The 12,160-nt window shown below is 57.8% G+C and carries 14 protein-coding genes; 7 read left to right on the forward strand and 7 right to left on the reverse strand.

Annotated elements, in window-relative coordinates:
- Nucleotides 1–6 precede the first annotated feature (6 nt).
- Together V6N04_RS11825 and V6N04_RS11830 are read right to left on the reverse strand one after the other, a co-directional pair.
- Entirely contained in the window at nt 7–336 is a 330-nt protein-coding gene (locus V6N04_RS11825; protein ID WP_371170379.1) for an AzlD domain-containing protein, read from the reverse strand.
- Nucleotides 336–1,046, reverse strand: a complete 711-nt coding sequence (locus tag V6N04_RS11830; RefSeq protein WP_371170380.1) for an AzlC family ABC transporter permease — start codon at nt 1,044–1,046, stop codon at nt 336–338. Before V6N04_RS11830 ends, V6N04_RS11825 begins: the two co-directional genes overlap by 1 nt.
- A 47-nt stretch (nt 1,047–1,093) precedes the next feature.
- Here V6N04_RS11830 and V6N04_RS11835 point away from each other — a divergent pair, with 47 nt between their 5' ends.
- From V6N04_RS11835 to V6N04_RS11845, 3 genes are read left to right on the forward strand one after another with little or no spacing between them, the layout of a single operon-like run.
- Nucleotides 1,094–1,984, forward strand: a complete 891-nt coding sequence (locus V6N04_RS11835; RefSeq protein WP_371170505.1) for a formate dehydrogenase accessory sulfurtransferase FdhD — start codon at nt 1,094–1,096, stop codon at nt 1,982–1,984.
- Complete coding sequence (gene mobA / locus V6N04_RS11840; protein ID WP_371170381.1) at nt 1,981–2,601, forward strand: molybdenum cofactor guanylyltransferase MobA; 621 nt, start codon at nt 1,981–1,983, stop codon at nt 2,599–2,601. Before V6N04_RS11835 ends, mobA begins: the two co-directional genes overlap by 4 nt.
- A complete protein-coding gene (locus V6N04_RS11845; RefSeq protein WP_371170382.1) occupies nt 2,598–4,358 on the forward strand; it encodes a bifunctional molybdopterin-guanine dinucleotide biosynthesis adaptor protein MobB/molybdopterin molybdotransferase MoeA in 1,761 nt (586 codons plus the stop codon). Before mobA ends, V6N04_RS11845 begins: the two co-directional genes overlap by 4 nt.
- A gap of 67 nt (nt 4,359–4,425) precedes the next feature.
- Here V6N04_RS11845 and smpB read toward each other — a convergent pair whose 3' ends face one another.
- Together smpB and dapA are read right to left on the reverse strand one after the other, a co-directional pair.
- Nucleotides 4,426–4,902 carry an SsrA-binding protein SmpB gene (gene smpB, locus V6N04_RS11850; RefSeq protein WP_371170383.1) on the reverse strand — a complete coding sequence of 159 codons (477 nt, stop codon included), beginning with the start codon at nt 4,900–4,902 and terminating at the stop codon, nt 4,426–4,428.
- A 78-nt stretch (nt 4,903–4,980) separates the two neighbouring features.
- Nucleotides 4,981–5,853: a 4-hydroxy-tetrahydrodipicolinate synthase gene (gene dapA, locus V6N04_RS11855; RefSeq protein WP_371170384.1), complete on the reverse strand. Its 873-nt coding sequence runs from the start codon at nt 5,851–5,853 to the stop codon at nt 4,981–4,983.
- A 154-nt stretch (nt 5,854–6,007) separates the two neighbouring features.
- Here dapA and V6N04_RS11860 point away from each other — a divergent pair, with 154 nt between their 5' ends.
- Complete coding sequence (locus V6N04_RS11860) at nt 6,008–7,957, forward strand: lytic transglycosylase domain-containing protein (protein WP_371170385.1); 1,950 nt, start codon at nt 6,008–6,010, stop codon at nt 7,955–7,957.
- On the opposite strand, the gene V6N04_RS11865 is transcribed toward V6N04_RS11860, so the two are convergent.
- A complete protein-coding gene (locus V6N04_RS11865; protein WP_371170386.1) occupies nt 7,947–8,819 on the reverse strand; it encodes a DMT family transporter in 873 nt (290 codons plus the stop codon). The genes V6N04_RS11860 and V6N04_RS11865 overlap by 11 nt on opposite strands.
- 11 nt (nt 8,820–8,830) lie before the next feature.
- Nucleotides 8,831–9,508: a tRNA (5-methylaminomethyl-2-thiouridine)(34)-methyltransferase MnmC2 gene (mnmC2, locus tag V6N04_RS11870; protein ID WP_371170387.1), complete on the reverse strand. Its 678-nt coding sequence runs from the start codon at nt 9,506–9,508 to the stop codon at nt 8,831–8,833.
- Between the two features lie 54 nt (nt 9,509–9,562).
- Between mnmC2 and V6N04_RS11875 the strand changes: the two genes are divergently transcribed.
- The 3 genes from V6N04_RS11875 (at nt 9,563) to V6N04_RS11885 (ending at nt 11,612) form a co-directional block, all read left to right on the forward strand.
- The gene (locus V6N04_RS11875; RefSeq protein WP_371170388.1) at nt 9,563–10,603 is read left to right on the forward strand and encodes an NAD(P)/FAD-dependent oxidoreductase; all 1,041 of its coding nucleotides are present in this window, start codon (nt 9,563–9,565) and stop codon (nt 10,601–10,603) included.
- Between the two features lie 45 nt (nt 10,604–10,648).
- Nucleotides 10,649–11,146, forward strand: coding sequence for a hypothetical protein (locus tag V6N04_RS11880; RefSeq protein ID WP_371170389.1), 498 nt, complete (start codon nt 10,649–10,651; stop codon nt 11,144–11,146).
- 64 nt (nt 11,147–11,210) lie between these two features.
- Nucleotides 11,211–11,612, forward strand: a complete 402-nt coding sequence (locus V6N04_RS11885; protein ID WP_371170390.1) for a VOC family protein — start codon at nt 11,211–11,213, stop codon at nt 11,610–11,612.
- Here the strand turns inward: V6N04_RS11885 and V6N04_RS11890 are convergent, their stop codons facing one another.
- Nucleotides 11,613–12,155: an NADPH-dependent FMN reductase gene (locus V6N04_RS11890; RefSeq protein WP_371170391.1), complete on the reverse strand. Its 543-nt coding sequence runs from the start codon at nt 12,153–12,155 to the stop codon at nt 11,613–11,615.
- Between the last annotated feature and the right edge of the window lie 5 nt (nt 12,156–12,160).

The following is a 12,160-nucleotide window of genomic DNA, read 5'->3' on the forward strand; positions in this document are numbered from 1 at the left end:
TCCCGATCAGCCCAAGATATACAGCAACCCGTAAAGCGTCGCGGCCCCGGACAGGATGGCGTAAAGCACATTTCGGCTGAAAAACCCCACCGACAATGTGACAAGCGCAGCGGCCAGTCGTGCTGGATCCACCATTCCTCCGGTCGCGGCCGGCCACAAAACAAGCGGTGCGACCAGTCCGGGCAAGACCGCCACCGGCGTATACCGTAAATGTCGGAGCACCCAATCCGGCATCTCGCGATCCCCGATCAGGCCCAAAAAGCTGAAGCGGATCAGGAAACTTCCCACGGCGAGCGCGGCAATGATGATCCAAACGGTTGTGTGGCTTGTCTCCATCAGAGTTGTCTCCGTTCCATAACCAGTTCGACCTGAGCGCCCACAATCATCGCCGCTATTGCCGCAAACAATAGGCCAGACCCAAACGGCATCCACGCCAGCAACAATGCCAACACAACCGATGTCACCGCCGCGGCGACATGTGCGAGCGTGCGCAACGCAGGCGCGATCATGGCCAAAAACGTGATGGGAAGTGCGAAATCCAAAGCGAAACTGGCGGGGATTTGCGCGCCTGCGACAGCGCCGGCATAGGCCGCGCCATACCAAAGCGGAACCAAAGGTACGACAGTCCCAAGATAATATCCGACCCGCTCTGTAACCGTCAGTTCAGGTTCCTGCTCAAACTTTATCTGCGACAGCGCATAGGCTTGATCCACCATCACGTAAGCCACCAGCGCACGCTGCCACAACGGTGCTTTGCCCAGATATGGCGTCAGAGACGCGCTATACATCGCCATCCGCAAATTCACCGCCAATGCGGTCAGGATCACGATCAATGTTGGAGCGTTTTCGGTCATCAGTTGGACCGCAGCAAATTGCGCGGCACCGGCGATCACCAATACTGTGAAGCCCATGACCTCAACCACATTTAGTCCTGCCTCGGTCGCGACGACACCAAACAGTAAAGCGAACGGCGCAATCACCAAAATAAAGGGCAGCGCGTCGCGGCAGCCTCGTAAGAAGTGTCTTTTGGGGTTAGACGAAGTCATGTTGGGGTCCTAAGTTACGGCTCACGCTTACGGCGAAGCGGTAGGAGATTCAATTGGCGAAAGCAGAGAAAATCAGCGATTACATCATCGCCCCTGATCCCGATGCTCAGCGGCTGACCCGCGCCGTTGCTGGCCATGACGAAACAGGTACCGAAGTCTCGATCTCGGTGGTTGAAGAGCGTCCTTTGACGATCTTTCTCAATAGCCGTGAAATCGTGACCGCCATGACCATCGGCGACTACCCCGAGTATCTGGCACTTGGTTTCCTGAAAAACCAAAGCATGCTGGCGGAAGCAGATGAGATCACGGGCGTGGACTATGACGACGACATCGACACGGTGATCGTTCGCACGGCCCACGAGACCGATTTCGAAGATAAGTTGGCGCGAAAAACGCGCACCTCTGGCTGCGCGGTCGGAACCGTGTTTGGTGATATGATGGAAGGGCTTGAAGGGCTGACACTGCCCCCGGCACCCTTGAAGACGTCATGGCTTTACACCCTGTCCAACGAGATCAACCGCACCCCGTCCTTATACCTAACCGCTGGTGCCATCCACGGCACCGTGTTGTGCCAAGAAGACCGCCCGATGGTCTACATGGAGGATGTGGGCCGCCATAACGCGGTCGACAAAGTGGCAGGTTGGATGCTGTCCGAAGGCGTGACTGGTGGCGACAAGATCCTCTACACTACCGGTCGACTGACCTCGGAAATGGTGATCAAAACGGCGCAGATGGGGATACCCACGCTTGTTTCCCGCTCGGGTTTCACCGCTTGGGGGGTCGAGATTGCGCGCGAGGTCGGCCTCACCCTAATCGGACGGATGCGCGGGCAACGGTTTACCTGCCTGTCAGGCGAAGATCGACTGATCCGCGACATCGATCCGGCCCACGTGGCGCATGAAAGCAGCAAGCACCGCCGCAAAGGGGCCGACGGATGACCAAACCACTCGGCGTTATTCTAGCGGGTGGGAAAGCGACGCGCATGGGCGGTGGTGACAAAGGGTTGCTGCCACTTGGCGGGGGAACTTTGCTGGACCAAGTGATCGACAGAATGTCCCCGCAGGTCGAAGCCATCGCCCTGAATGCCAACGGTGATGCGTCTCGGTTCGCCAGTTGGGGCCTGCCTGTTCTACCCGACAGCATCGAAGGGTTTGCTGGGCCACTTGCCGGTGTGCTTGCAGGTCTTGATTGGGCGGCAGAACTTGGCGCCTCTCAGGTGGTGACTGCCGCAGCGGACACCCCTTTCTTTCCCCACGATCTTGTTGCCCGATTGGAAAAGGCCGCGAGCGCGCAAAATGTCACTCTAGCGCTGGCTGCAACGCGCGATCCCGATCGCGGTGCAATGTGGCAGCCTACGTTTGGGCTATGGCCCGTCGACCTGCGTGATGACCTACGCGCGGCACTGTCGGATGGGCTTCGCAAGGTGGTTCTATGGACGGAAAAGCACAACGCAGCGCGCGCTGTGTTTGACCCCGACCCATTTGATCCGTTCTTCAACGTGAACACCCCGGAAGACCTTGCCCATGCCAGGTCGTTGCAGGAGATCACCCCGTGAAAATCTATGGTGTCACCGGCTGGAAGAATTCCGGCAAGACCGGATTGATGGAGCGTCTGATCACGCATTTCACGGCTCAGGGTCTAAAGGTCTCGACTGTGAAACACACCCATCATGGGGTCGACTTGGAACGTCCGGGAACCGACACGCATCGGCATCGCCAAGCTGGCGCGCAAGAGGTGATACTGGCGTCTTCGGCGCGCGTTTCGATCCTGCATGAACTGCGAGACGATGATGAACCACGGCTTGCCGACCTGATAGATCGCCTGACCCCCTGCCATCTGGTCCTTGTCGAAGGGTTCAAAGGCGCTTCCCACCCAAAAGTTGAGGCCCACCGGAAAGCCACGGGCGAAGATCTTCTAGCCCGCAGCAACAATACAATCCACGCGGTGGCCAGTGACACGCCTTTGCCAGATATCGACGCACCCGTCTTCGATCTGAACGACACCGACGCCATCGCCACCTTCATCGCACGGGCCACCGGTCTGGCACCACGCCAGCAAACGAAGTTGGCAAATGACTGCTTTGCCCTACCACCCGGCGTGACCTGGACCCCCGTGGACGATGCGCTCGCAACCCTCAAAGATCGCCTGGCCCCTGTCGTCGCAACCGAAAACGTTGCGGTCGCAAGTGCTACCGGCCGCATCCTTTCGGCTGACCATCACGCAGCGCGGTCAAACCCGCCCGGTGCCAACTCGGCAGTTGATGGATACGGGTTTGCATATGGTTCACTACCGCAAACTGATCCAATCACACTCCCGCTCACCGACGGCCGTTCGGCCGCGGGCGCCCCATTCTCTGAAAGTGTTCCCCCGTCCCATGCCCTCCGTATCCTGACAGGGGCCCTGCTGCCCGAGGGTGTTGATACAATCGTGCTGCAAGAAGACGTCCACATCGAACACAACCAGCTGACATTTCCCGCAGGCATCAAGCCCGGCGCAAATGCGCGCGCCGCCGGTGAGGATGTTAGAAAGGGCGCATTAGCACTGCCTGCCGGACACAAACTACGTGCGCCCGATATTGCGCTCCTTTCGGCCCTTGGCGTTCCAGATGCCAAGGTTTTTGCCCGCCTCCGGGTCGGTGTCTTGTCAACAGGTGACGAACTGGCCGAGCCGGGAACAACAGCCAATCCCGCACGGACCTACGACGCCAACCGCCCCATGCTTTTGTCACTCATCGAAAGCTGGGGATACGCGTCCGTTGACCTCGGCCATATCCCAGATGATCGAGACGCTTTGCAAAATGCGCTCGACGACGCAGCAAACAAGACCGACGTTATCCTCACATCCGGCGGCGCATCGGCAGGTGACGAAGATCATGTCTCTGCGCTTTTGCAAGATACCGGCTCCCTGCACCATTGGCGCATTGCGATTAAACCCGGTCGCCCGCTGGCCCTAGCGCAGTGGAAGAGCACGCCGGTATTTGGCCTGCCCGGTAACCCCGTCGCAGCCCTTGTCACAACCCTGATTTTCGCGCGGCCCGCGTTCTCGGTGCTGGCTGGTGGGTCGTGGTTGACGCCTCAAGTCATCACCCTACCCGCCGCCTTCACAAAATCAAAAAAAGCCGGCCGCCGCGAATACCTGCGTGCGCGGCTAACCTATGACGGCCAAGTCGAGGCCTTCAAATCCGAAGGCTCGGGCCGAATCTCTGGCTTAAGCTGGGCCACCGGCCTTGTCGAACTGCCAGACGAGGCCGCCGAAATCGTTCCGGGCACACCGGTTCGCTACCTGCCCTATTCCGGCTTCGGCATCACCTGACTATCATTTTTTTCTTGTGGTGAATATCCTGGGGTGAATGCGCATCGCGCAGAGGGGCAAAGCCCCTTCACTCTCCGTGCCGCAACAACCGCTGCTTCTGACGACCCCAATCACGCTTCGCCTCAGTTGCGCGCTTGTCATGGGCTTTCTTGCCCTTAGCGATGCCGATTTTGATCTTCACCAAGCCCTTGTGGTTGAAATAAATGACCAGCGGCACAAGGGTCATACCCTTGCGCTGAGTCGCATTCCACATCTTGGAAATCTCACGCTTCGACGCCAAAAGCTTGCGCCGACGACGCTCCTGATGCCCCCAAGTAACGGCCTGCTTGTAGGGCGCGATGTACCCATTGGTCAGGAACAGCTCACCATCATCAACCTCGGCATAGCTTTCCGCGATATTCGCGCCACCTTGCCGCAAAGATTTGACCTCGGATCCCATCAGAACGATGCCGCATTCGATATCTTCTTCGATCGCGTAATCATACCGCGCGCGCCGATTGTCGGCGATCACTTTGTAGTTGGTGTCTTCTTTCGTCTTGGCCATGACGCGGATGTAGGGCCTCTGCCCGTCGCTGTCCAGCCCAGCCCTTGGCAGAACGCCAAAATGCCGGGCCGGTCAGGTTCAGTTCATCAAGCCAGCATGACGCAATGCTGCGTCAATCTGCGCTTTCGTGCCGTCAGTTGCCTCGACCATCGGCAGACGCAGTTCAGCGTCGCACAAACCCAGCTGAGACATCGCGTATTTCGCCCCGACCACACCCGGCTCAAGGAAGACCGCGCGGTGAAGCGGCATGATCTTGTCGGACAGCTCCAATGCGGTGGCGTAATCGCCGGCCAGCGTTGCTTCCTGAATTTGGCTGCACAGTTTTGGTGCCACATTGGCCGTAACCGAGATACAACCGACACCACCCATCGCGTTATACCCAACGGCGGCAGGGTCTTCGGCGCAAAGCTGGATGAAATCCGCGCCACAGGTCATGCGTTGCATGGCCACACGCGCCGGATCAGCCGATGAATCCTTTACGCCTACGATCATATCAAGTTTGGCCAGTTCACCCATTGTCTCGGGCGACATGTCTACAACAGAGCGACCCGGAATGTTGTAAACAATGATCGGGATGCCAACCTCGGCCAGTGCCGAATAGTGCGCAATCAAGCCAGCTTGAGTCGGCTTGTTGTAATACGGTGTAACAACCAGCGCCGCATCTGCACCAACTGCCTTGGCGTGCTTAACAAGGCTCAGACTTTCGGCCGTGTTGTTCGATCCGGCACCCGCGATTACAGGTACTCGGCCCGCAACTGCCTTCACCACGACTTCAATGACCTGCTCGTGCTCTTCATGGCTTAGCGTCGGGCTTTCGCCAGTTGTACCCACAGGCACCAGACCATGCGATCCCTGATCAATATGCCAGTCCACCAAACGTTTGAGCGCGTCAAAATCCACTGCGCCGTCTTTAAACGGCGTGACCAGGGCAGGAAGAGATCCTTTGAACATGACACGCTCCAATTTTGTGTTTCCAGGTTACATGCGGCGCACGATTGAATCGCGACCACAAACGCGGCGGAAACTAGCCGGGTTCTGCACAAATGCCAAGTTTGTGTGTTGCGTATCTGGCCTGCATACCTACTTTTTTCTCATGAGCAGGAATATGAAACGCGTAATCGGGGCTTTGTCCCTGTCTATCATGTCATTAACCGCTGCCCCAACCGGGGCTGCGGCACAGGATGCGAGCGCCGTCACCAGTTTGAAAGAGGCCGTATCAAAGGCCCGTAGTGAGAACTGGACCGACGCGTTGCAAACCGCACAGAAGGGTGGCCCTCTGGCCCGCGATATCGTCGAGTGGCATCGCCTGCGACAGGGCAAAGGTCGGTTCGAGGATACGATTGCCTTTTTGGCCAAACACCCTGATTGGCCCGGCCTGAAACTGTTGCGAAGGCAATCCGAGAAAACAATCCCGCATCGCTATCAGCCGCAAAAAGTGCTGGATTTCTTCAGTCCTCAGCCACCGCAGACAGGGCGCGGTGCCTTGCGATTGGCCGAAGCCTTGACCGCAACGGGTGCAAACGAAGAAGCGCGCGCGCAGATCGTCCTAGCCTGGTCCACGCTATCGCTTGATAGCGAAGAGCAAGAAGCGTTCCTGACCCGCTATGGCGAAACGCTCAAACCTTATCACTGGGACCGGATGGACGCGCTTTTATGGCGCGGTGCCACCAAAGAGGCGACACGGATGTTGCCTTTGGTCAGCAAAGACCAGCGCGCGCTTGCCAATGCTCGGCTGGCGCTTCGCAAGAAGAAAGATGGCGTCGATGCTCTGATCAAAACCGTGCCAGCATCTTTGTCGGATGATCCGGGGTTGGCTTATGAACGATTCCTGTGGCGTGCCTCCAAGGGGCGCAATCAGGATGCTGTTGATCTGCTTTTATCACGATCAAAAGATGCGATGTCGTTGGGGCAACCAGACAGGTGGGCAAGCTGGCGCCGTGTCTTGGCCCGCTGGTCGATGCGCGAGGGCAAGTCTGAGCAAGCGTATCGTCTGGCTGCATTCCATCATCTTTCCGGCGGCTCAAGCCAGAATGATCTGGAGTGGTTGGCAGGCTATGTCGCCCTGCGTAAGTTAAGTGACCCGGTCACAGCACTGGAGCATTTTCAGACCTTCCGGCTGGGCGTCGACACCCCGATAAGTCTTGGCCGCGCTGGCTATTGGCTTGGTCGGGCGCATGAAGCAGCGGGCGACGCGGTCGCGGCGCAAGCGTCCTATGAGTTCGGCGGAGAATACCAAACCAGTTTTTACGGGCTTCTTGCAGCTGAGAAGGCTGGTATTGGCATGGACCCCCGCCTGACTGGGAACGAACCGTTCCCTCCACATAGGCAGGCCAAATTCTGGGGCGGTTCAGTAATGGAAGCCGCGCGGCTTCTTCAGGCCGCCGACGAGCTTTACTGGGCCGAGCGGTTTTCGGTCCATCTTGCCGAAAGCCTGAACCGCGAGGAAATCGGACAGTTGGGCGCGTGGGCGGAAAGTGTGAATGAGCCTCACCTTCAGGTCATGATCGCCAAACAAGCAGCCCGCGAAGGGATGGTCATTCCAAACCCCTATTACCCGACGCCAGATATTGGGCGTGGAAACCGAACAGTGCCACGCGCTTTGGAACTTGCCATCGCGCGGCGCGAAAGCGAGTTTGATCCAAGCGTCATGTCTGGTGTCGGCGCGCGCGGTCTGATGCAGCTTATGCCGGGCACCGCGTCGGACATGGCCAAACGCCTTAGTATCCCATACTCAAAGTCTCGTTTGATCACTGACCCGCCGTATAACACGCGCCTGGGGTCCGAATACCTTGCCAAGTTGATCGAGGATTTTGACGGCAACCCGGTCTTGATCGCGGTCGGTTACAACGCCGGTCCCGGACGATCGCGGCAATGGACTGAACGCTTCGGCAACGTGCGTAGTTCATCAACAGATATCGTCGACTGGATCGAACATATTCCGTTTCGCGAAACCCGGAACTACGTCATGCGAGTGGCTGAAAGCCTGCCCGTTTATCGGGCCCGGCTGACCGGTAAGGTCGAACCGTTATCTTTGTCGAAAGAGCTTAAGAAGTAGGGCTCGCGGGACGGCGGCTGCGCAATAGAGTGAAAACGCCTGCCGCAACGACAATCGTTGCGCCGATGACCACGTTGGTCCTCAGCGTCTCGCCGAACAGCGACACCCCAAGGATCGCGACGAAGACCAGCTGCAGATAGGCAAAGGGCTGAACCACGCTGGCTTCGGCAAACTCGTAGCACTTGATCAAGAGCCAATGACCCAGAACGCCTGTGACACATAGAAGCGCCATCCAGCCCCAATCGCGGCCAGACATAGGCTCCCAAAACCAGATGCCAATCAGTGTCATAACCACGGCTCCAACCACGCCAGTCCAGAAGAAACTGGTCTGCGTGCTGTCCGTCTTGGCGGCCAGCCGAGTCAGAAGCCCATAAAGCGCGAACATCAAGGCTCCGATCAGGGGCACGATGGCTTCGGGGGCAAACACGCCATATCCCGGCTGCAAGATCACCAGAATGCCGATAAAGCCAACGCCGATTGCCGCCCAGCGCCGCCAGCCAACATGTTCACCTAGCACCGGGCCCGAAAACGCTGCCACCAACAGCGGATAGCAGGCGAAAACAGCGTGGCTTTCGACAAGTCCAAGCAGGACAAATGACAAGACTGTCACACAAATCTCTAACGCCAGAAGCGCGCCCCGGAAAATCTGCAGATACAGACGTGCGGGGTTCAAGGCTTGGCGCAGCTCTCCGTTCCGGCGCGTGATCCAAATGACAAACACCGCGAAGAACCAATAGCGGATCATCACAACCATCCAGACGCTGTATTCGCCCGCCAAATGGCGCGAGATGCCGTCTTGCATCGCAAACACGAAGGTCGCGCCGATCATCAGCCAGATACCCATGCGGGTGTTGTTGTCCATCTGGCGTCTCCTCAGGCGCGTAAGACACCTCGGCTCATGTGCCGCTTGCGTCCGTATCCAGGCGACCGTTCCACGTCGAAACCCGCTGCGTCTAGCGCCCTTCGAACAAATCCGGCCGCGGTATATGTCGCAAACGTACCATTCACGGCGGTGTGCTGGCCGACCTGAGCCATCAAATCGCCGCCCCACAGCTCGGGGTTTTTGGCCGGAGAGAACCCGTCCAGAAACCAAGCATCTGCTTTGCCGGACCAATCCGTCAGGGTTTCACGCGCATCGCCCTCGATCACTTCAACGGCAAAACCATCAATGTCGAAAGCTCGCTTACCTTCCGCCCAGGCGTTCAGAAAAGCACCCGCCACCTCCAATGCCTCGGGAAAGGCTTGCAGGGCTTTGGCGATGTCAGTCGCGGTCATTGGAAACGCCTCAAACGAGGTAAACCGCACGCCTTCAGGTGCACCGGCATTCCTCCACGACAAATAGGTTGCGAGCATGTTCAGCCCGGTGCCGAACCCCAACTCGGCCACATGAAACCCCGGCACAAAACGCGCGGGCAGGTCATTTCCATCCAGAAACACATGCCGAGTCTCAGCCAACCCGTCTTCGAGCGAAAAGTAAGGGTCGTCAAACTGCGTGGCCACTGGCACACCACTGTCTTTCCACGAAATCTCTGCGTTCTGGCGCTTGGTCATGACATGCCCTAAAAGTCCAATTACCGCGCGCGACCATGAAGAAGGACCGGTGCTTTGGCAATCGTCGATGTGACAATCTATGGCGCAGGTATCTTTGGCCTGTCGGTGGCGTGGAGCTGCATCAAACGAGGCGCAAAAGTGCGTGTGATCGACCCATACGGCGTTGGCGCTGGGTCATCCGGCGGGCTGGTCGGCGCGCTTGCGCCGCATGTGCCGGAACGCTGGAACGCCAAGAAAGCCTTTCAGTTCGATAGCCTGATCATGGCCGAAGAGTATTGGGCGGAAGTCGAAGTCACATCTGGCCTATCTTCAGGTTACGGACGCACAGGGCGGCTCCAGCCCATCGCAGATGAACGCCTGTTGGACTTGGCACAGTCCCGAAAAGACGAGGCCGCCACCCTGTGGCAAGGCAAGGCGGTGTGGGAGGTTCTACCCGCCTCGGACTTTCCCAATTGGGCACCTGATAGCGCCACTGGGTTTGTTATCCATGACACACTGACCGCGCGGATGAACCCACGTCTTGCAGCGCACGCTCTTGCTGGTGCCATTCAAGCATGGGGTGGAGAAATTGTCGGCGAAAGCCCCGAGGAGGGGCAAGTCGTTTGGGCGACAGGCTGGCGCGGGCTTGAGGTCTTGTCGCATGAGCTTGGCAAGCCGGTCGGCAATGGCGTGAAAGGCCAAAGCGCGCTGTTAAAACACGATGCGGCCGCGCTTCCGCAGCTGTTCACGGACGCCCTGCACATCATCCCGCACGCCAACGGAACCGTCGCCATCGGATCAACCAGCGAACGCGAATTTGATGACCCCACCAGCTGTGACGATGCGCTAGAGGATGTGATCACCCGCGCCCGCGCTGCTTGTCCTGCCATCGCCAAAGCACCTGTGATCGAACGATGGGCCGGTGTCCGCCCCCGCGCCAAATCCCGCGCTCCGATGCTGGGGGAATACCCTGACCGACCCGATCATTTCATCGCGAATGGAGGTTTCAAGATTGGGTTCGGCATGGGGCCGAAGGTGGGCGAGGTGATGGCTGAACTTGTACTGGAAGGGCGCGATGGAATTCCAGATGATTTCCGGGTTGAGGCGAGTCTGTAAACCTATAGGTTGAACCCACATATTCGAACTCAGGTGGCAAGCGTTTTGAAAGCTAAGCTCATAAGGCAACTCATCGTTATTCTGAACCGACTGGCCGTACCTGTACTGTTCCCGGTGGCCGCTCTGCTGTTCATCGCACTCGTCTTCTATGAAGCCGCGCCAGAGCCGGAAATCTGCTCGGTAGATGTGTCCCAAAAACGCTACCTCGAGGTGCGGGAGGAACTTGGTGAGCCGATATATTCACACGGGTTATGTTACGTGGATGGGGCGTTGTACCCGTATCAAGAACGCTGTGAACTCAAAATGGGCCATTTGCCCATACTGTTCTATGATGTTTGGGTGAGTGGATGGACCTTTGGAGATTTCGTAGTATTTCCACGTTTGCAGATAATCGAGTACTCCAAATCTCTGGAATACAGTAGATTCCATGCTTCCACGGATATGGAAGGGTCCAATACTTCTAATCAAATCAGATGGATGTGGTTCGATCGGCAAAAGGCTTACGATTACTTTTATGGGCGATGGGGTTTTAAAATTGGATAGTGCCGACAGTGCAGACGGCGCTTTCCGTAGCATACTTCAAAGTAACGCATGACAGGACAAGCAAATGCAACCCAACCTCACCGCCCTCGATCACCTCGTCTTAACAGTCGCGGATATCGAAGCCACAATCGCGTTTTACGAGGGCATTCTCGGCATGCGGTCAGAGCAGTTCCGACCCTCTGACGGGTCATCCCGCTGGGCGCTTTCGTTTGGGTCACAGAAGATCAATCTTCACCCCAAGTGCGGAGAATTTGACCCCAAGGCGAAGCACCCAACGCCGGGCAGCGCCGATCTGTGTTTCCTCAGCGATACGCCGTTGGAGGATTGGATATCGCATCTGGAAGAGGCTGAAATCGATATCGAGGAGGGCCCCACCTCTCGCACAGGTGCCACCGGCCCCATTCGATCAATCTATGTCCGTGATCCTGACCAGAACCTGATCGAGATTTCCAACCATATCGGATGATCAGTCCCCGACTTCGGCCCGCAGCTTCTCCATCAGGGTTTTCAACGCGGCCTCGTATCTTTCATTGGTCAGTTGTCCGTCTTGGTCAAACTCCTGACTGCTTCCGGCAACCGCAACTTCTGGACCGATGATCAGGTTCGGTTGAAACGCCACCATCGAGGCCACAAGCGAGCTTTGCGCAAGTGCTCCGCCTGCCCGGCCAGCCGCGGCTGACATCACCGCGACAGGTTTCCCGGCCCAAGGCTGCGGCTTCACCCGGCTGACCCAGTCCAGCGCGTTTTTCAGAACGCCCGTGATCATCTTGTTATACTCGGGGGTCGAGATGATCACGGCATCAGCGACTGCAATCTGACCCGCTAGCCGGATAACGCTTTCTGGCGCGCCATGCGCGGCTTCGTCATCGCCGTTGTAAAGCGGCAGGTTCAAATCGGCCTCGGTGTACTCCGCATCGCCATACAGGCGGGCAGCATTTCGGATGAGAAACCGGTTCGTTGCATCTTTACGCAGTGACCCGGACATGCCAAGCAAACGGTGTTTAGACAATTCAG

Source organism: Aliiroseovarius conchicola (assembly GCF_041403445.1).
GTDB lineage: Bacteria > Pseudomonadota > Alphaproteobacteria > Rhodobacterales > Rhodobacteraceae > Aliiroseovarius > Aliiroseovarius conchicola.